The organism is Arsenicicoccus sp. UBA2120, assembly GCF_002330965.1.
Lineage (GTDB): Bacteria > Actinomycetota > Actinomycetes > Actinomycetales > Dermatophilaceae > Arsenicicoccus > Arsenicicoccus bolidensis.
This window is the reverse complement of sequence record NZ_DCYC01000040.1, coordinates 66,403-85,394: the sequence shown is the minus strand read 5'-3', so window position 1 is coordinate 85,394 and position 18,992 is coordinate 66,403. Positions and strand designations below refer to the sequence as shown.

At 73.6% G+C, this 18,992-nt stretch carries 17 protein-coding genes; all 17 read right to left on the bottom strand.

Annotated features, from left to right (window positions below; all coding sequences use genetic code 11):
* The coding region (gene ffh / locus B2P18_RS05485) for a signal recognition particle protein (RefSeq protein WP_286956566.1) at positions 1–1,371 on the bottom strand (1,371 nt) is incomplete at its 3' end.
* 92 nt (positions 1,372–1,463) lie between these two features.
* Positions 1,464–3,884 carry a [protein-PII] uridylyltransferase gene (locus B2P18_RS05480; RefSeq protein WP_286956562.1) on the bottom strand — a complete coding sequence of 807 codons (2,421 nt, stop codon included), beginning with the start codon at positions 3,882–3,884 and terminating at the stop codon, positions 1,464–1,466.
* Positions 3,885–3,988: 104 nt separating this feature from the next.
* A complete protein-coding gene (locus tag B2P18_RS05475; protein ID WP_019287923.1) occupies positions 3,989–4,327 on the bottom strand; it encodes a P-II family nitrogen regulator in 339 nt (112 codons plus the stop codon).
* On the bottom strand, positions 4,324–5,688 hold the full coding sequence (locus B2P18_RS05470) for an ammonium transporter (protein WP_239262703.1): 1,365 nt from the start codon (positions 5,686–5,688) through the stop codon (positions 4,324–4,326). Before B2P18_RS05470 ends, B2P18_RS05475 begins: the two co-directional genes overlap by 4 nt.
* A 99-nt stretch (positions 5,689–5,787) precedes the next feature.
* Entirely contained in the window at positions 5,788–6,459 is a 672-nt protein-coding gene (locus tag B2P18_RS05465; protein WP_372490234.1) for a mismatch-specific DNA-glycosylase, read from the bottom strand.
* A complete protein-coding gene (gene ftsY, locus B2P18_RS05460; protein ID WP_286956561.1) occupies positions 6,459–7,829 on the bottom strand; it encodes a signal recognition particle-docking protein FtsY in 1,371 nt (456 codons plus the stop codon). Before ftsY ends, B2P18_RS05465 begins: the two co-directional genes overlap by 1 nt.
* 121 nt (positions 7,830–7,950) lie before the next feature.
* Positions 7,951–8,124, bottom strand: coding sequence for a hypothetical protein (locus B2P18_RS05455; RefSeq protein ID WP_239262707.1), 174 nt, complete (start codon positions 8,122–8,124; stop codon positions 7,951–7,953).
* 67 nt (positions 8,125–8,191) lie between these two features.
* On the bottom strand, positions 8,192–11,968 hold the full coding sequence (gene smc, locus B2P18_RS05450; RefSeq protein ID WP_286956560.1) for a chromosome segregation protein SMC: 3,777 nt from the start codon (positions 11,966–11,968) through the stop codon (positions 8,192–8,194).
* Between the two features lie 137 nt (positions 11,969–12,105).
* Entirely contained in the window at positions 12,106–12,408 is a 303-nt protein-coding gene (locus B2P18_RS05445) for an acylphosphatase (RefSeq protein WP_286956555.1), read from the bottom strand.
* A gap of 184 nt (positions 12,409–12,592) precedes the next feature.
* Positions 12,593–13,258, bottom strand: a complete 666-nt coding sequence (locus B2P18_RS05440; RefSeq protein ID WP_239262713.1) for a hypothetical protein — start codon at positions 13,256–13,258, stop codon at positions 12,593–12,595.
* Positions 13,259–13,305: 47 nt separating this feature from the next.
* Positions 13,306–14,985, bottom strand: a complete 1,680-nt coding sequence (locus B2P18_RS05435) for a PHP domain-containing protein (RefSeq protein ID WP_286956550.1) — start codon at positions 14,983–14,985, stop codon at positions 13,306–13,308.
* A 162-nt stretch (positions 14,986–15,147) separates the two neighbouring features.
* A complete protein-coding gene (mutM, locus tag B2P18_RS05430) occupies positions 15,148–16,065 on the bottom strand; it encodes a bifunctional DNA-formamidopyrimidine glycosylase/DNA-(apurinic or apyrimidinic site) lyase (RefSeq protein ID WP_239262717.1) in 918 nt (305 codons plus the stop codon).
* 9 nt (positions 16,066–16,074) lie between these two features.
* Entirely contained in the window at positions 16,075–16,890 is an 816-nt protein-coding gene (rnc, locus tag B2P18_RS05425; protein WP_019287935.1) for a ribonuclease III, read from the bottom strand.
* Between the two features lie 17 nt (positions 16,891–16,907).
* Positions 16,908–17,102, bottom strand: a complete 195-nt coding sequence (rpmF, locus tag B2P18_RS05420) for a 50S ribosomal protein L32 (RefSeq protein WP_019287936.1) — start codon at positions 17,100–17,102, stop codon at positions 16,908–16,910.
* A 1-nt stretch (position 17,103) separates the two neighbouring features.
* Positions 17,104–17,673, bottom strand: a complete 570-nt coding sequence (locus B2P18_RS05415; RefSeq protein WP_029211940.1) for a YceD family protein — start codon at positions 17,671–17,673, stop codon at positions 17,104–17,106.
* Between the two features lie 190 nt (positions 17,674–17,863).
* Positions 17,864–18,355, bottom strand: coding sequence for a pantetheine-phosphate adenylyltransferase (gene coaD, locus B2P18_RS05410; protein WP_019287938.1), 492 nt, complete (start codon positions 18,353–18,355; stop codon positions 17,864–17,866).
* 75 nt (positions 18,356–18,430) lie between these two features.
* On the bottom strand, positions 18,431–18,991 hold the full coding sequence (rsmD, locus tag B2P18_RS05405; RefSeq protein WP_286956540.1) for a 16S rRNA (guanine(966)-N(2))-methyltransferase RsmD: 561 nt from the start codon (positions 18,989–18,991) through the stop codon (positions 18,431–18,433).
* Position 18,992 lies beyond the last annotated feature (1 nt).

Here is an 18,992-nt window from a genome sequence, read left to right as displayed (position 1 = left end):
ACCGGGCATGCCGGGCATGCCGCCTCCGCGACGCATCTGCCGCATCATCTTCTGCGCCTCGCCGAAGCGCTCGAGCAGGGCGTTGCCCTCGGACCCCTGCCCGCCGGAGCCGCGGGCGATGCGGGCCCGCCGCGACCCGTTGATCTGCTTGGGGTGGGTGCGCTCGAACGGCGTCATCGACCGGACCATCGCCTCGACCCGGTCGAACTCCCGCTCGTCCAGGGAGTTGATGGCGTCCCGCATCTGGTTCATCCCCGGCATCATGCCGAGCATCGACTTCAGGTTGCCCATCTTCTTGATGGCGGCCATCTGCTGGAGGAAGTCGTCGAAGGTGAAGTCCTCCTCCGCCATGAACTTGCGGGCCATCTCGTCGGCCTCGCGGCGGTCGAACGCCCGCTCGGCCTGCTCGATCAGGGTGAGGACGTCACCCATGTCGAGGATGCGGCTCGCCATCCGGTCCGGGTGGAAGACCTCGAACTCCTTGACGCCCTCACCCGTCGAGGCGAACATGATCGGTCGCCCGGTGGTCTGGGCGACCGAGAGGGCCGCACCACCGCGGGCGTCGCCGTCGAGCTTGGTGAGCACGACACCGGTGAAGTCCACGCCGCGGTGGAAGGCGTCGGCGGTCTCCACCGCGGCCTGGCCGATCATGGCGTCGATGACGAAGAGGACCTCGTCGGGCTCGATCGCCGAGCGGATGTCGGAGGCCTGCTGCATGAGGGCCTCGTCGATCGCGAGGCGGCCGGCGGTGTCGACGATGACGACGTCGCGCTGCTGGCGGCGCGCCTCCTCGACGCCCTGGCGGGCGACGGCGATGGGGTCCCCGAAGCCCTGCGTGCCGGAGCGGCTCTCGATGGCGGCGTCGTAGCCCGAGACGTTGCCCCGCTCGGGGGCGTAGACCGGCACCCCGGCGCGCTCGCCGACGACCTGCAGCTGGGTCACGGCGTTGGGACGCTGGAGGTCGGCCGCGACCAGCATGGGGGTGTGTCCCTGGTCCTTGAGCCAGTAGGCCAGCTTGCCCGCGAGGGTCGTCTTGCCGGAGCCCTGCAGGCCGGCCAGCATGATCACGGTCGGCGGCTGCTTGGCGAAGGCGATGCGCCGCGTCTCACCGCCGAGGATCGTGACGAGCTCGTCGTTGACGATCTTGACGACCTGCTGGGCGGGGTTGAGCGCCTCGTGCACCTCGGCCCCGAGCGCCCGGTCCCGCACCGCGGCGGTGAAGTGCCGGACCACCGGCAGCGCCACGTCGGCGTCGAGCAGGGCGACGCGGATGTCCCGGATCGTCGAGTTGACGTCGGACTCCGTGATCCGGCCCTTGCTGCGCAGGTGGCGGAAGGTGTCTGTCAGGCGGTCGGAGAGGCTCGTGAACACCAGACAAGGCTAACGGGTGACGGGTCGGCTGCCGACCAGGCGCTGCGGGCCGATCCTCGGCCCCGGGCCGTATGCCGCCCGCCCGACGCCACTCACGAGGCACCGTCGCAGGCGTCGATGAGGGCGGAGACCGTCCGCCCCACGAGGCCCGGCGACAGCGGCTCGCCGGCGGCGTCGGTGAGGTAGAAGGTGTCGAGCGTCTGCCCGGCGTAGGTCGCGACGTGGGCGCTGCGCACCGACACCCCCTCCGCGGTCAGGGCCCGGCCCAGGTCGTGCAGCAGGCCGAAGGCGTCGCCGGCCCGGACCTCGAGCACCGTCGCGTCCGTGCCACCGGCAGGCACGACGAGCACCCGCGTCTGGCCCGGCGCGGCCGAGGCGGACCGGGAGCTGGCGGTGAGGGCGCGTCGGGGTGCGCGTCGGTCCAGCGCGGCGAGGGGTGCCCGGTCGCCGGCACCGAGCCGGGCCAGGCCGCGCCGCAGCGCGTCCAGGTCGACCGGGTCCTCGGCGGGCGACACGACATGCCAGTCGTCGACGGCCAGCCCGTCGACGGTGCGGATGCTGGCGCTGCGGACCTCGAGCCCGTGCACCGCCATGAGGCCCGCCATGTCGGCGAACAGGCCGGGGCGGTCCGGGCACACGACGCTGACCCGGTCGACCGAGCCGTCGCGCTCCACGCCCACCCAGGGGTGTCCGGCGGCGAGCTCACCCCGGGCCACCGCAGGGATCTCGACCTGCGTGGGCTCGGCCTCCGGGATCGGTCGGACGGACCCCTGCGCGTCCGCGAGGCGGGCCCGGGTGCCGGCGACGAGGCGCGCGAGCAGCGAAGCACGCCAGCTCGACCAGGCCTGCTCCCCCGCGGCGCGGGCGTCGGCCTCGGTGAGCGCCCGCAGCAGCGCGAGGCGCTCCGGGTCGTCGGCGACGGCCTCGACGGCGGCGGTGACGGTGGCCGGGTCCTCCGGGTCGCGCCGGGTCGCCAGCTCGATGAGGGTGAGGTGCCGACGCACGAGGGCCACGACGGTCTCGACCTCCTCGGGCGGGTAGCCCCAGCGCTCGAGCACCGGACGCGCTCGCGTCGCACCCTCCTCGCTGTGGTCGCCCGCGCCGGCCACCTTGCCGAGGTCGTGCAGGAGCGCGGCCACGCCCAGCAGGTCGGGGCGGGCCACCTCGCGCGCGAGCCGGGACGCCTCGACGGCGGTCTCGACGCAGTGCCGGTCGACGGTGTGCCGGTGGATCCCGTTGCGCTGCGGGCGGCTTCGCACGTCGTCCCACTCCGGGAGCCAGCGGCTGACCAGCCCCGCCTGGTCGAGGTCCTCCCAGGTGTCGACGAGCCCGGGGCCGGCCGCCAGCAGGTCACCGAGCAGGTCTCGGGCGTCCTGCGGCCACGGCACCGGCAGGTCGGGGCACCGGCTCGCGAGGTTCGCCGCGGTGGCGGGGGCGAGCGGCATACCGGCTCTCGCGGAGGCGACCGCGGCCCGCAGCGGCAGGAGGGCGTCGCGGGCGGGGTCCACCCGCGGGCCGAGGACGACCTCGCCGTCGTGGGCGTGCAGGCCGTGGCCGAGGGGAGTGAGGACGGGGCGTCGGGTGCGCACCCGCAGGGTCCGGGCGCGTTGCGCCTGCCCGGCGCTGCGCAGGGCGGCGTCGAGGTCGTGGGCGACGGCCCGCGCGGCCGTCGCCACGCCGGCGAGCATCGTGTCGCTGTCGGGCTCCGAGGTCAGCGCGGCCACGGCGTCCTGGTCGGGCAGGTTGAGGCGCGTCCGCCCGCGACCGGTGACCACGTGCAGCGCGTCGCGCACGTCGAGGAGCCGGTCGTATGCCGCGAGCACCTCCCCGCGCGGCCGCTCCGCGAGCCAGGCCACCGCGAGGGCGCGCAGGATCGTCATGTCGCGCAGCCCTCCCCGGGCCTCCTTGAGGTCGGGGGCGAGGCTCTGCGGCAGGTCCCCGAAGCGCGCGTGCCTCGCCTGCGCCGACTCGACCAGCTCGGGCAGACGCTTGCGGGCGTTCGCGCGCCAGTCGTGGGCGAGGGCCGCCCGCACGGCGGTCACGACCTCCTCATCACCCGCGAGCAGGCGCAGGTCGAGCAGGCCGACCGCCGCGGTGAGGTCATCGGTGGCGGCCTTGCGGCACTGGGACAGCGACCGCACGGAGTGGTCGAGGCCGAGCCCGCTGTCCCAGAGGGGATACCAGAGGCGGTCGGCGAGGGCGGAGAGCTCGCCCTCGGGGACCCGGCCCTCGTGCAGGAGGACCAGGTCGAGGTCCGACAGGGGCCCGCCGTCGCCACGAGCCAGGCTGCCCGTGGCGGCGAGGGCGACGCCGGGCAGCAGACGTCCGGACGTCGCCTCGGCCCACAGCTCGCGCAGGGACGTGTCGGTCAGGGCCGTCACGGCCCCTCGACGGGCCTGGCCGGCCCCGCGAGCGGTGTGCTCGCGGGTGCCGGCCAGGCTGAGGCGTCGGTCGCGCAGGGTGGAGGGGGTGGCCGGGGTGGCGGCGGCGCGGGAGGCGGTGGCGGTCGCCATACCGACCCCTGTCCCTCCGGCCGTGCCGGCAGCGCCTGCTCCTGCGCCTGCCGCGCCAGCAGCGGCCCCACCGGTTGCTCCCTGTCCCGGACCGACGCTCGAGGTCACAGCGCGTCGACCCCGCGCTCGCCGGTGCGGACCCGCACGACCTCCTCGACGGGGATGGACCAGACCTTGCCGTCCCCGATGCGTCCCGTGGAGGCCTGGCGCACGACCAGGTCCATGACGTCCCGGGCGTCGCGGTCGTCGACGAGCAGCTCGAGGCGGAGCTTGGGGACGAAGTCCACGGTGTACTCCGCGCCGCGGTAGACCTCGCTGTGGCCGCGCTGGCGACCGTAGCCCGAGGCCTCGCTGACCGTCATGCCGGCCAGGCCGAAGGCCTCCAGTGCCTCCTTGACCGGGTCGAGCATGTGGGGCTTGATGATGGCGGTGATCAGCTTCATGAGTTCACGTCCTCCGTGGTGCGGGTGCCCTGGCCCCAGTGCGAGGTGGCGCCGATGGCGTCCCCGAGGGGTCCGGTCGCGCCGGGGCGGCGACCGATGGCGATGGGGGTCAGGTCGTAGCCCGTCTCGGCGTGCTGCGTCTGGTCGACGCCCTGCAGCTCGTCCTCGTCGCTGGCCCGGAAGCCCATCGTGGCATCGATGGCCTTGGCGATCACCCAGGTGACCACGAAGGAGTAGACGAGCACCGCGACCGCGCCGAGCGCCTGGCGCCACAGCTGGTCGAGCCCGCCGCCGTAGAACAGGCCGTTGACGGTGTTGACCGGGGCGGCGTCGGTGGCGAGGAAGCCGACCGCGAGCGTGCCGACCAGGCCACCCACGAGGTGGACGCCGACGACGTCGAGCGAGTCGTCGTAGCCGAGGCGGAACTTCAGGCCCACCGCGAAGGCGCAGGCCACGCCGGCGAGGGCGCCGATGATGATGCCCCCGACCGGGCTGACGGTGGAGCAGGCCGGGGTGATGGCCACCAGGCCCGCGACGACGCCCGAGGCGGCACCGAGGGAGGTCGCGTGACCGTCACGCAGACGCTCGGTGAGCAGCCAGCCGCACATGCCCGCGGCGGTGGCACCGAGGGTGTTGATCCAGGCGATGCCGGCAAGGGGGCCGGCGCCAAGGGCCGAGCCCGCGTTGAAGCCGAACCAGCCGAACCACAGCAGACCCGCGCCGAGCATGACCAGCGTCAGGTTGTGCGGGCGCATCGGGTCCTTGCCGAAGCCGCGACGCTTGCCGAGCACGAGGGCCAGGGCCAGGGCCGCCGCGCCGGCGTTGATGTGGATCGCCGTGCCGCCGGCGAAGTCGATCGCCTTGACCGTGTTGGCGATCCACCCACCCTTGTCGGACACGACGCCGTCGAAGGAGAACACCCAGTGGGCGGCCGGGAAGTAGACGAGCAGCGCCCAGATCGCCGCGAAGACGCACCACGCCGAGAACTTGGCGCGGTCCGCGATGGCTCCGGAGATCAGCGCGACCGCGATGATCGCGAACGCCGCCTGGAAGCCGGCGAAGACGGTCGAGGGCACGGTGCCGACGACCGAGTCGGGGTTGAGCATCGTGTTGAGCCCGGCGAAGTCCAGGGGGTTGCCGATCAGCCCGCCCAGGGAGTTGCCGAAGGCCATCGAGTAGCCGACGAGCACCCAGAGCACGCCGACGATCCCCATCGCCGCAAAGCTCATCATCATCATGTTGAGCACGCTCTTGGAGCGCACCATTCCGCCGTAGAAGAGGGCAAGACCGGGGGTCATGAGCAGCACCAGCGCGGCACTGACGAGGACCCAGGCGGTGTCGCCGGTGTTGATCGCGTCCATGGGCTCAACCCTGTCGGGGCCGCGTTTCACGACCCGACGCGATCGTGTTTCCGCGACGTTAACCGCGACCGCGCCGCGTAAACACCGCGTGTCCCGCGGCTAGCGACCCCAGTGGCCGCCCATGGGCGGGACCAGCCCCGCGTCCGCCCCCGCCGCCCGCATCGCCAGGGCTATCGAGTCCACGGTGTCGTGCGCGTTGAGCCCGCTCGGGTTGGGGACGACGTGGACGATCGCGCCGTGCCAGGGCTCCGGCTGCCGTCCACGCTTGACCTGCTTGACCTGCTTGACCCCGAACGCGATCCGGTAGGTCGTGATCCCCGCGAACGCCACCACGGTCGGACGCCGATCCTGCACCACCGAGGCCAGCCGGTCCAGGCCCTCGCGCAGCTCCTCGGGGCTCACCTCGTCGGCGCGCGCCGTCGCGCGGGCGACCAGGTTCGTCATACCGATCCCCCTGTCGCACAAGGCGACCCGATCGCTGTCGGCCAGCCCGGTGCTCGGGTCCATGACCCGGGGCACGAGGCCGGCCCGGTGCAAGGCCGGCCAGAACCGGTTGCCCGGCCGCGCGTAGTGCGCGTCCACGGCCCCGGACCACAACGAGGGGTTGATGCCGACGAGGAGGAGGCGCAGGGGATCCGGCAGCAGGTCCGCGATGACCCTCCCCCGGGCCTGCTGGAGCTCGTCGGCCGTGGGCCGCCGACCCCGCACGTATGCCGGGGAGCCCGCCGCCTCACGAGGCGACGGGCTCCCGCTCGGGTGCTGCGAGACCACTACTCGACGATGGCGTCGACGAACGCGACCGCGTCGAACGGCGCGAGGTCGTCCGGGCCCTCGCCCAGCCCGACGAGCTTGACCGGGACGCCGAGGGTGCGCTGGATGGCGACGACGATGCCGCCCTTGGCGGTGCCGTCGAGCTTGGTGAGCGCGATGCCGGTGATGGCGACCTCCTTGGCGAAGGCCTCGGCCTGCTTGAGGCCGTTCTGCCCCGTGGTGGCGTCGAGGACGAGGATGACCTCGTCGACCTCGGAGGTCTTCTCGACGACGCGCTTGATCTTGCCGAGCTCGTCCATCAGGCCCACCTTGTTGTGCAGGCGGCCGGCCGTGTCGAGGATGACGACGTCGACCTCCTGCTCGATGCCGGCCTTGACCGCGTCGAAGGCCACGGACGCGGGGTCGGCGCCGTCGCGGTGGGAGCGGACGGTCGGGACACCCACGCGCTCGCCCCAGGTCTCGAGCTGGTCGGCGGCCGCGGCGCGGAAGGTGTCGGCCGCGCCGAGGATCACGTCGCGGTCCTCGGCGACGAGCACGCGCGCGAGCTTGCCGACGGTGGTGGTCTTGCCGGTGCCGTTGACGCCGACGACCATGATCACGGCCGGGCGGTCACCGCGGCGGGTGGAGGCGATGCGGCGGTCCATGGTGGGGTCGACCAGGGTCAGCAGGTCCTCGCGCAGCCACTCGCGGGCCTCGGCCTCGTCCGTGGTGCCGTCGACGCGCACGTGGGTGCGCAGCGAGTCGACGAGCTCGGAGGTGGCCTGGACGCCGAGGTCGGAGGCCAGCAGGGTGTCCTCGACCTCCTCCCACGCAGCCTCGTCGAGCCGGCCGCTGGACAGCAGGGTGAGCAGGGCACGCCCGAAGGCCGTGTTGGAGCGGGCCAGGCGCGAGCGCAGCTTGTGCATGCGGCCCCGGGCGGACTCGGGCCGCTCGGTTGCGACCTCGGCCTCGGGGGCGGTGGGGGTCGCGCCCGACGGTGCTCCGTCGCGATCGCCGGGCTCGAGGGTCGTCGTGCGGGAGGTCAGGCCCTCGGGGTCCTGGTCGGGCGCGGGCGTGCCGACCGGCGATGACGACCGCGCGGTCTCGTCGTCGAGCTCGGCACCGTCAGCAGATCCGCTGCTGGTGCTGGTGGCGCCGCCAGGCTGTCCGGGCTCACCGGGCGTGCCGGCGTCGCGACGGGGAGCCTTGGGCTCGAGGACGTCTCCCCAGGTCGGGGCGGGCGCGTCACGGCGAGGCTCGGGTCGGGTCGAGGGCGGCTTGGGGGCGTCCTTGGTCCGGCCGCCACGGCTGCGCACGAGGCCGACGAGCGCGACGACGGCGAAGACGAGGATGCCGACGATGAGGAGCAGGTAGTCCTGGAGGGTGTCCACGCCGCCATCCTCGCAAAGGTCGACGCCCGACACACAACGCGCCGCCCGGCCGGCGCGACGCCGGACGGGCGGTGAGGGGTGTCCTGCGGGGTCGCGAGGACCCGCATGGCGACGGCCGGGGTCAGCGGCTGCTGCTGACCTTGTCCCGGGCGGCGGTGACGGTGTCGGCGACCCGCTCCTGCCCTTCGACGGTCAGGAGGGTGTCGCCCTCACGGGCGGCGGGGATGGCCACGAGGGCCACCACGACGAGGGCGAGAGCGAGAGCGAGCAGCATGCCAAGGATGACGACGACCATGACACCCAGTGTGTCCTGCCCGCCTGGGTGCCCGTCCAGGAATCGCCGCATCGCGTCCGGACTGTGATCAGGCTGGGCCATCCGAGTGAGCGGCGGCGACGGCCTCAGCGGGGAGGCCGTCGGCGGCGCCCTCGGTGACTCCAGCGCCCTCGGTGACGTCGGCGTCGTCGAGGTCGCGGATCCGCTGCGACACCACCGTCGTGACCCCGTCGCCCCGCATGGTGACGCCATACAGGGCGTCGGCGACCTCCATCGTGCGCTTCTGGTGCGTGATGACGATGAGCTGGCTCGAGTCGCGCAGCTCCTCGAAGAGCCCGATGAGCCGCCCGAGGTTGGCGTCGTCCAGCGCCGCCTCGACCTCGTCCATGATGTAGAAGGGGCTCGGCCGCGCCTTGAAGATCGCGACGAGCAGCGCCACGGCGACCAGCGAGCGCTCGCCGCCGGACAGGAGCGACAGCCGCTTGATCTTCTTGCCGGGGGGACGAGCCTCGACCTCGATGCCCGTCGTGAGCATGTTGTCCGGGTCGGTGAGCAACAGCCGCCCCTCGCCGCCGGGAAAGAGCCGCGAGAACACTCCGACGAACTCCCGCGCCGTGTCCTCGAAGGCCTCGGCGAAGACCCGCTGGACCCGGTCGTCCACCTCCTTGACGATGTCGAGCAGGTCGCGCCGCGACCGCTTGAGGTCGTCGAGCTGCTCGGTCAGGAAGGTGTGGCGCTCCTCCAGCGCGGCGAATTCTTCCAGCGCCAAGGGGTTGACGCGACCGAGGGCGGCCAGGCCGCGCTCGGCCTTGCGGAGGCGCTTCTCCTGCTCGTCCCGGACGAAGGCGACGGTGCGGGGCTCGCGGGCCTGGGCGTCGGGCTGGTCGCGGGATCCCTGCCGGCCCTCGGGGGTCTCGTGGTCGTGAGGCTCCTCATTGCCCTGGGAGTGCTGAGTGACCTTGGTCCCCTGGGAGCCCGCGCGCTCGCCCCGCGCCGGCTCCTCGATGACCGGGACCGGCTGGTGCGGGCCGTACTCCTCGACCAGGACGTCCGGCTCGATCCCGAGCTCCTCGATGGAGCGGGTCTGCAGCTGCTCGATCCGCAGCCGCTGCTGGGCGCGGGCCACCTCGTCCTTGTGCACCGAGTCGGTGAGCTCGCGCAGCTCGTCGGCGAGGGCCGTGACCCGGCGTCGTATGTCGACCAGCCCCGCCTCGCGGGTCGCCCGCTCGGCCTCGGCCCGGCCACGTCGCTCGGCGGCCTGCTCCACAAGCGAGCCCACCACGGTGACGGCCCGCTCGGCGCCGGCCTGGACCGCGCGGGCGACCTGGGCCTCGCGGCGACGACGCGCCAGGCGCTGGGCGGCCTGCTGCCGGGCCAGCTCCTCCTGCTGGGCCGCGCGCTCGAGCCCCGCCGCGCGACCGCCCAGCCCGCGCACCCGCTCCTCGCGGGTGCGCAGCGTCAGGCGCAGCTCGGTCTCCTGGTGCCGGGCGGCGGACGCCGATCCGGCGAGCTCGTCCCGGTGCTCGGTCGACGGCTCCGCCTCGTCCGGGTCGACCTCGGCCTGGGCGTCCTCCAGCCGCTGCTCGAGCTCGGCCAGCTCGCCCCGGTCGCGGTCGAGGCCCGCCGTGATCTCGGCGCCTCGGCGCTCGGTGCGCTCGGCCTCGGCGCGGGCCGAGCGGGCGGTGGCGGCCAGGGACCCGAGCTTCTCGGCGACGGCCGAGAGCTGGGCGTCGTTGTCGTTGAGGCGGTCCAGCGCGGCGTCGAGCGCGGCTCCCGCCTGCTCGAGCCGGCTCGCGGCCCCCTGCAGCTCGAAGGTCGCCCGCTCCCCCGCCGCCGTGGCCGCGTCGACGGCGACCCGCGCCTCGTCGACGGCGGCCTGCACCTCGAGCAGGCTGGGCGCCGAGCCGGAGCCGCCCCTGGCGAACCCCGGCGCGTGGACGTCACCGTCGGGCGTGACCGCGGTCGCCCCGAGGCCGACGACCGACTCCACGGAGCCGGCGTCGTCGACCAGGGCCACCCGCTCGAGGATCCGCACCAGGGCGGGCCGCACGTCGGCGGGCACCTGCTCGATCGCGTCGATGGCCCACACGGCCCCCGACGGCAGGGCCGGCCACGCCGGCCCGTCCGGGTCGGACTCCCCCGCCACGACCAGCGAGACCTGTCCGGCGTCCTGCTCGCGCAGCAGCGCCAGGGCCGACACCGCGTCGTCTCGCCCGGCCACGGCGACCGCGTCCGACGCGCACCCGAGAGCAGCCGCCAGCCGGGCCTCGTAGCCGCCGCGCACCTGCACCAACGACGCCAACGACCCGAGCACCCCGGACGCAGCCGCGCCGCCGGGACCCTCCAGGAGCACCGCCGCTCCGTCCTTGCGTCGCAGGCCGAGCTGCAGCGCCTCCAGGCGGGCCGTCGACGAGGAGCGGTCGCGGTCGGCGGCACGCACCGCGTCCTGCAGCCGGGTCACCTCGGCCTGGGCGGCCTCACGCTCGGCCTCCGCGCGCTCGTAGGCGCCGTTGAGATCCTCCTCGCCCTGCTCGTGGTCGGCGATGGACATCTCGAGGGCGTGGAACTCCTTGTCCGCCAACGCTGCTCGTTCCCGGGAGGCGGCGATGGTCTCGTCGAGCCGGCCGAGCTCGGCCTCGGCCGCCTCGATCCGCGAGCGTCGGGCCGCCACCTGCCCGGCCAGCCGCGCCAGCCCCTCGCGGCGGTCGGCCGCGGCCCGGGCGAGGCGGGCGAGCCGCTCCACCTCGTCCTGGTGCGCCCGCTCCAGCTCGCCGCGCCGCGTCACGGTCTCGGCGAGCCGATCCTTGACCTGCTCGACCTCCTCGGCGAGCGCCTGCTCCTGGGCCCGCACCTGCCCGGCCTCGGCCCGCAGCGCCTCGGGATCGCGACCGGCCTGCACCGGCTGGTGGGCCTCGTCGTCCGCGAGCAGGCGGGCGCGCTCGGCGGCCAGGTTGCCGGTGCCCGAGATGCGGTCGCGCAGGGACGAGAGGGCGAACCACTGCTCCTGGGCCCTGGCCACCTGCGGGGTGACCTCGGCGACCGCGGCCTCCAGCTGCTGCAGCTCGTCCTGGGCGGCACGCAGCGAGGCCTCGACCTCGGAGCGGCGGGCCAGCAGCGCCGTCTCGTCGGCGACCTCCTGCTCGAGCGTGCTCGTCAGCTGGACGAGGTCGTCGGCCAGCAGTCGCAGCCGGGCGTCACGGGCGTCGGCCTGGATGGTGGCGGCGCGCCGAGCCGTCTCGGCCTGCCGTCCGAGCGGCCCCAGCTGACGGCGGATCTCACCGGTGAGGTCCTGGACGCGCTGGAGGTTGCCCTCCATCTGCTCGAGCTTGCGCAGCGCGCGCTCCTTGCGCTTGCGGTGCTTGAGGACGCCCGCCGCCTCCTCGATGAACCCACGCCGCTCCTCGGGGGTCGCCCGCAGCACGGTGTCGAGCTGGCCCTGGCCGACGATGACGTGCATCTCGCGCCCGATGCCGGAGTCGGACAGCAGCTCCTGGATGTCCAGCAGGCGGCAGGCGGTGCCGTTGATGGCGTAGTCCGACCCGCCGTTGCGGAACATGGTCCGCCGGATCGTCACCTCGGTGTAGTCGATGGGCAGCGCGCCGTCGGTGTTGTCGATCGTCAGCGCGACCTCGGCCCGCCCCAGCGGCGGCCGCCCGGCCGTGCCGGCGAAGATGACGTCCTCCATCTTGCCGCCGCGCAGGCTCTTGGCCCCCTGCTCGCCCATGACCCAGGCGAGGGCGTCCACGACGTTGGACTTGCCCGAGCCGTTGGGACCGACCACGCAGGTGATCCCGGGCTCGAGCTTGAAGGTCGTCGCGGACGCGAAGGACTTGAAGCCCTTCATCGTCAGCTGCTTGACATACACGGTCGGCGGCGACTTCCTCGGCGGGGGACGCGGTCAGGTCGTCACTCTAGCGGCCGGGCCGTCCTGCGCCGGTTCACGGACGGTGATGTCGTATGACGAACCGCTACTTCTCGACGAGCGGCTATCTGTCGACGAACCTATTTCTCGACGAACCCAGAGGCGTCTCCACGCGGCTCCCCGGGGACGGCCACGCAGGACTCGACGTGCCCTGGCCGGCGCCGCCCCGCCCCGGGAGGCGGGGCCGGCGACAGGCGCCGGCCCAGCTCCTCCACCGTGTCGGCCGGGCCCTCTGCCACCACCTCGACCCGCCCGTCGCTCATGTTGCGGGCGTGCCCGGCAAGGCCGAGCTCCAGCGCCTGGGCCCGGGTCCACCATCGAAAACCCACGCCCTGCACCATGCCTCGCACGAAGTAGGTCGTCCTGGCGGTGCCCTCGGTCATGACTCCCAGCCTAGGCCACCCGGACGGGTCCGGCCGGGCTCCCCAGACCCACGACCCGCCGCGGGCGAAGGCATCAGCCGGGCTTCGTTCCCCAGGCTGATGATCCCGCCGGGGGTAGGTCCGTGGACCCCACGGGTCGGCCGGCCCCGGCCCCGGCCTCGGCCGTATGCCGGACCGCCCGCCGTCACCCGTGGTCGGCGCAGCAGGGCGTCGGCGTCGCCGTCTCGTAGGGCACGACCGTGCCCCCCGCAGCCGGTTGCACGACGAGCACGAGCCGGCCGGCGCGCCATACGGGCCGCACGTGCCCCCGGGTCACCAGGAGGGTCTCCGGACCGACCACCACGTCGGCGAGCCCCACCACCTCGTCGATCGCCGACCAGGCCAGCGCGTCGGCCACCGTCACGGTGCCCGTCAGGCGCGGCCTGCCCGGATAGACCACGGCGCGACCGTCGCGACCCGCCTCCGCGTCGGCAGCGGCACGCGCGGCCGAGTCGGCGAGCCGCGGATAGCCACCACGCGCCCCTGGGGCGGCGAGCCCGATCTCGTCCGGGCTCGCCGCGGCGGTCTGCGGCACCAGGGCCGGACGCAGCGCGGCGAGGATGCGAGCCAGGTCAGCGCTCGTGGGCGGTGCCACCGTCCACCGGACCGACAGGGCCACGTGCGAGGAGGCGCCCACCTCCCCCGGCACCAGGTGGGTGGACACGACGGCGGCGTCGCGCCCCAGCCTGGACAGCACGTCACCGAGGATCTCGGCCAGGTGGTCGGCGTCCCGCACCGTCGGGGCCACCGGGTCGAGCCCGACGACCACCGTCGTGGTGTCGCCGGGCTCGACCGTCGCCGTGGTGCTCACGTGCGGGGGAGGACCCAGATGGGGTTGGTGTAGAACCACAGGTCGTCTCAGGGGTTGGCCGCACCGACGACGTCGATGGCCGGCCCGGCCTTGTCCACGGCCGCGCCCCGCAGCCCGACCGCGGTGCGCTTGCCGTCGGATCCGCGCAGGCGGACGTAGACGCCGCGGTCACCGATGGTGACGGGACCGAACCTCAGCTCGACCCACTGCCCCGCTCCCACCGTGCTGACGTCCCAGCTGCGGACGACCTGCGTCTCCGGAGCCACGAAGGTGTCGCGGTCGGAGGCCGGACCGGTCACGAAGCCCGCGACGGCGTCGACCTTGGCGAGCCTGGGCACGAACTGCGCCCAGTTGGGCAGCGACTGCGTACGGATCCGCACCACCAGCTCGGCCTGGGTGCCGCGGCGGACGGTGAGGACGCCACCGAGGCCGACCTCGCGACCGCCGGCGCGCATCCGCACGTCGAGGTCCTGCACGAGGCGCCCGTGGTCCACCCAGACGCGTCCGTCGCGCAGGCCGGACATGACGGCGGCGTAGTCGCGGCGGTCGGCGCCGACGAGCGTGCGGCTGTAGTAGCCGGGCCAGTAGTCACCGTTGCCGGTGTCGGGGACCGGCCCGTTGACCGGGTCGGCGTAGTGCCCCTGCTTGGCGAAGTCGCTGTCCGGGCCACCGCGCACGGCGGTGTCGAGGTAGACGCTGTGGCTGTCGGAGTTGGCGGTGATCCACCACGGCTTGCCCTCCGACAGGAGGCTGTCCCACAGCCCGCCCACGGTGGCCGTCATCCAGTCGAAGCCGCCGAAGGTCCGGTAGCTCTCCAGCGGGTAGCCCGCGAACGAGTCCTTGCTCGGCGAGCCGTCGTAGTAGCCGCGGCCCGAGCCGGGGCCGTGCGGCTTGGGGAGGCCCGCCGCCTGGTGGCCCGGGGCGCCCTCCATGCCGACCGCGATGCGTCCTGGCACGTCGCGCCAGCCGCGGATCTCGTGCGGGGAGTCGATCCCCTTGCGCGCCGGGTGGTTGGCCAGCATCAGCGCGTCCTTGATTTCGCGCGACCCGACCGCCGAGGCGAGGTAGGCCAGGCCCTTGAGCGCCAGCGACTCGTTCTGCGGGGTGGCGGCGGAGGCCTTCTTGACCGACCCGTCGTAGGTGTTCTCGAAGGCCTTGAGGACGGCGACCTCGTTGGCCCCGGGGTGGACGAAGACGGTGCCGTGCTCGGCGGCCGGGATGTTCCACTCCAGCCCCTGGAAGACGAGCATGTCGTCGAACTCCGCGCGAGCCGCCCGGATGTGCGGGTTGACCTTGTCGACGCCGATCTTGGCGTGCGTCTCCGAGCCGTGGTCCGTGATGACCATCCAGTCCAGGCCGTAGGCGCTCGCGTGCTGCACGTGGTCGACGACCCGGTACATCGCGTCGGACGAGAACTGCGTGTGGATGTGGTGGTCACCGGCGAGCCAGCGCTGGCCCCGTCCGTGACGCTTGCCTGAGTGGAGCATCTCCTGCTCGGCCGCGGCGGCGGTGCCGGTGCCCTGCTCGGTGACGAAGCCGGCGGCCGCCACCCCTGCGCCCAGCACACCGGCGGCGCGCAGGAAGTTGCGCCGGCCGAGGTCGCTCGGGGCCAGCTCCGTGTCGGGGACGTGCAGGTCCTCGGCCGGGCCGACGGGCGCGTCGTGGTCGTGGGAGTGGGTGTGCGGGTGCTCGTGAGAGTGGTCGTGAGGGTGGTGGTGGTGACCCATCGGGCGTCCTTCGCGTGCTCGTCAGGACCATCTCGCCGCCCCGGCGAGGTGGGTCGTCCGGGCATGAGTGCCCGGGCAGGCACCGTCAGCGTCCTCCCGCCGGGCAACGGTCCGGCGCGGCATCGCTGAACGCTCAGTGAACGTCTGGTGAGGTCGGAGGGGCTAGCTGCGAACGGTGGGATCGCCGCCGGCGCGCCGATCCCGCGGCCTCGGCTGGCACCGAGGGCAGTAGTGGCTGGAGCGGTTCATGAACGGCTCCCGACGGATGGGTGTCCCGCACCGCCCGCACGAACGACCTTGCTGCCCATAGGCGTTCAGCGACCGGTCGAAGTAGCCGCTCGCCCCGTTGACGTTGACGTACAGCGCGTCGAAGCTGGTCCCGCCCTGCTCCAGGGCCTCGCGCATGACCTCGGCCGCGTGGTCCAGGACCCGAGCCAGCGTCGGTTTCGTGAGCGATGCCGTGTCCCGCAGCCCGTTGACCTGCGCGCGCCACAGCGCCTCGTCCGCATAGATGTTGCCGATTCCGCTCACCAGCCCCTGGTCGAGCAGCGCCCGCTTGACCGCCACCTGCCGCGCCTTAGCCCGGCGCACCACGGCAGCCTGGTCATAGGCCGGCTCGAGCGGGTCGGGGGCGATGTGGGCGATGGACTCCGGTATGCCGGACGCCCGCCCTCCAGCGACGAGCTCGGACCAGGCGAGCCCGCCGAACGTGCGCTGGTCGACGAAGCGCAGCTGACGCGCCGGCTCACCCGACGGCCCGACGAGGTCGAAGGTCGCGTGCAGGTGCTTCTCCGGCGGCGCGTCGGGTTCCTCGACGAGCAGCTGACCGCTCATCCCGAGGTGGAGGATCAGCGCGTCCGCGTCCCCGCCCTCGTCCTCGACCACGAGCCAGAGGTACTTGCCGCGCCGCTCGGCGGACCGCACCAGCCGACCGCGCAGCCGGTCCTCCAGGTCGCGTGGACCCGGCGTGTGCCGGCGGGCGACGCGGGTTCCGCGCAGGCTGACGTCGGCGAGGCGTCGCCCGACCACGTGCTCGGCGAGGCCCCGGCGGACCACCTCGACCTCGGGGAGCTCCGGCATACGGCCTCGTCAGCCGCGCTCGAGGATCTCCCCGGAGGGGGTCCCGTCCGCGTCCGTGGCGACCGAGTCGTCGGCCGTCGGTGAGGTGGCTCGCGAGCTGAGCGCCGTCCACGCCACCTCGGCGGCCTTCTGCTCGGCCTCCTTCTTGGACCGTCCGACGCCCTCTCCAAGAACCTCGGTGCCCACGACCGCCTGGGCCGTGAACACCTTGAGGTGGTCGGGGCCCTCGTCGGTGAGGGAGTACTCCGGGACGCCGATCCCGAGTGTCGACGTCAGCTCCTGCAGGGAGGTCTTCCAGTCGAGGGCCGCCCCCATCCGCGCCGAGGACGCCATGAGCGGGTCGAGCAGGTGGTGGACCAGCGTCGACGCGGCGTCCGAGCCGCAGGACAGGTAGACCGCGCCGATCACGGCCTCGGTCGTGTCCGCGAGGATCGAGGTCTTGTCACGACCCCCGGTGCTCTCCTCGCCGCGTCCGAGCAGCAGGTAGGCCCCGAGGTCGAGACCGCGCGCGACGTCGGCGAGGGCTCGCATGTTGACGACGGCGGCGCGCAGCTTGGCCAGCTGGCCCTCGGCCTCGTCGGGGTGGGTGCGATAGAGGGTGTCGGTGACGACGAGCCCCAGCACCGAGTCGCCCAGGAACTCCAGGCGCTCGTTGTGGGGCAGGCCGCCGTGCTCGTAGGCGTACGACCGGTGCGTCAGGGCACGCGACAGCAGCGACTCGTCGACGCGCTCTCCGACCACCTGCGCGAGGTGGTCGACGAGGGCGCCGACGGGCCGCTGCTGCGAACCCTCCGGACCGGTCGCGGCGCGTGATGTGGTGCTCATGCGCTCGGCGACCCCGATCAGCCCTGGAGCTCGGTGCGCTCCGCGGCCGCGTAGTGACGACCGTTGTAGGAACCGCAGGACGGGCAGGCCATGTGCGGCTGCTTCATCGAGCGGCACTGCGGGCACGCCGTGAGGGCGGTCGCCGTGGTGCGCCAGTTCGCGCGACGCGAACGGGTGTTGGAGCGCGACATCTTCCGCTTCGGGACAGCCACGTCAGTTCCTCTTCTCTTCGTTGCTGGTCAGAGCTTGCAGGGCCGACCACCGGGGGTCGAGCACCTCGTGGTGGTGGTCCGGATCCTCCGCCAGGTGGGCTCCGCACTCGGAGCACAGCCCTGGGCAGTCGGCCCGGCACACCGGCTGGAACGGCAGGGTGGGCACCACTGCGTCCCGCAGCACCGGCTCGAGGTCGAGCAGGTCGCCCTCGAGCTCACGCACGTCGTCGTCCTCGTCGTCCGCCGCCACCTGCTCGTGTCGAGCAGCACGCTCGGCGTAGGCGAACAACTCCTGGAAGGTGGCCTCCACGGGGAGGGTCACCGGGTCCAGGCACCGCACGCAGGCGCCGGTCGCCGTGGTGGTGATGGTGCCGGTCACGAGGACGCCCTCGAGCACGGACTCGTAGCGCAGGTCGAGGTCCACGGGGGTGCCGGGCGCGACGGCGATGACGTCGGTCCCGAGATCCTCCGGAGCCTCCACGACGCGCTGCTCAGGGTGCATGGACCCGGGGCGACGACCGAGCTCCCGGGTGTCGAACACCAGGGGCGAGCGGGGGTCGAGTCGGGGCATGGCTCCAGTCCGAGCGGTCGAGGATGGTGACGGCACGTCCCGTCCGGGCCGCGCACATCGGTGCTGCCGGTCCGTCGCAGGCATCGAGATACCAGCACACAGACCGACGCACAAGACTACCGGACGTGGCGGGCTGCCCCAAATGCGACGACCCGTCCAGCCTCACTGCACCCCGCACCGCGCCGGCGGCTCAGGCTCCGCGCGCCCGCAACGCCCTCGCCACCGGCTCCGGGACGAGGTCCAGGCCGTAGCCGCCGAGGCGCCATACCTCCTTGACCAGCGAGCTCGACACGTGCTCGAAGGCGGGGTTCCCTGGCAGGAATACCGTCTCGATGCCGGTGAGGTGCTTGTTCATGAGGGCCATGGGCAGCTCGTAGGCGAAGTCCGTGCCGGACCGCAGGCCCTTGACGACGGCCCCGATCTCGAGCCTCGTGCACAGGTCGACGAGCAGCCCGTCGGAGTAGGCCCCGACGGTCACGCCGGGCAGGTGGGCGACGGACTCCTCGACCAGACGCACCCGCTCGTCGATCGAGAACATCCCCGAGTCGGCCTTGGCGGGGTTGTAGAGCACGCCCACCACCACCTCGTCGTAGAGGCCGGTGGCCCGCTCCACGATGTCCAGGTGCCCGAGGGTCACCGGGTCGTAGGAGCCGGGGCAGATGCAGCGGCGCACCGCGCTCATGGCGTCCTCCCGTCCTCGACCGTCGGCCTCGGGGACCCGTCGTCCGTCGTCATCGGGGTGGTCATGCGGTGAAACCTACCCCCGCTCGGCGTACCACACGACGGTCTCGCCGTACCGCTTCTCGTCGAGCGCGACCAGCCCCTGCGGCCAGGTGGGCTCGGGCGAGCGGGAGGACCGCTCGACCACGACGATCGCGTCCGCGGCGAGCCAGTCGCCCTCGACCAGACGGGCCAGGACGGCCGCGAGGGCCTCCTCGGACAGGTCGTATGGCGGATCGACCAGCGTGACGTCGAAGGGCTGCCCTGCTCGAGGCCCGGCGAGGACGCGCTCCACGGTGTCCCGGCGGACGGTGACGTCGCGAAGCCCGAGCTCCGCGGCGTTGCGGGTCACCACCTGCGCCGCCGACCGGTCGTGCTCGACCAGCAGGACGCTCGCGGCACCGCGCGAGGCCGCCTCGAGCCCGAGCGCCCCGGACCCGGCATACAGGTCGGCGACGTGGGCATCGGTGAGGACGTCGAGGTGGTCGAGACGGGAGAACACCGCCTCGCGCACCCGGTCGCTCGTGGGGCGGGTGCCGCGGCCGGTGGGGGTGCTGATGCGCCTGCCCCCGACGCTGCCGGCGATGATCCTGGTCACG

Bases quoted from the DNA above. Each gene is read 5' to 3' on its own strand.
- B2P18_RS05480 (WP_286956562.1), bottom strand. From the start codon at position 3,884: ATGGCGACCGCCACCGCCTCCCGCGCCGCCGCCACCCCGGCCACCCCC.
- B2P18_RS05475 (WP_019287923.1), bottom strand. From the start codon at position 4,327: ATGAAGCTGATCACCGCCATCATCAAGCCCCACATGCTCGACCCGGTC.
- B2P18_RS05470 (WP_239262703.1), bottom strand. From the start codon at position 5,688: ATGGACGCGATCAACACCGGCGACACCGCCTGGGTCCTCGTCAGTGCC.
- B2P18_RS05455 (WP_239262707.1), bottom strand. From the start codon at position 8,124: ATGGTCGTCGTCATCCTTGGCATGCTGCTCGCTCTCGCTCTCGCCCTC.
- B2P18_RS05445 (WP_286956555.1), bottom strand. From the start codon at position 12,408: ATGACCGAGGGCACCGCCAGGACGACCTACTTCGTGCGAGGCATGGTG.
- B2P18_RS05435 (WP_286956550.1), bottom strand. From the start codon at position 14,985: ATGGGTCACCACCACCACCCTCACGACCACTCTCACGAGCACCCGCAC.
- mutM (WP_239262717.1), bottom strand. From the start codon at position 16,065: ATGCCGGAGCTCCCCGAGGTCGAGGTGGTCCGCCGGGGCCTCGCCGAG.
- rnc (WP_019287935.1), bottom strand. From the start codon at position 16,890: ATGAGCACCACATCACGCGCCGCGACCGGTCCGGAGGGTTCGCAGCAG.
- B2P18_RS05415 (WP_029211940.1), bottom strand. From the start codon at position 17,673: ATGCCCCGACTCGACCCCCGCTCGCCCCTGGTGTTCGACACCCGGGAG.
- coaD (WP_019287938.1), bottom strand. From the start codon at position 18,355: ATGAGCGCGGTGCGCCGCTGCATCTGCCCCGGCTCCTACGACCCGGTG.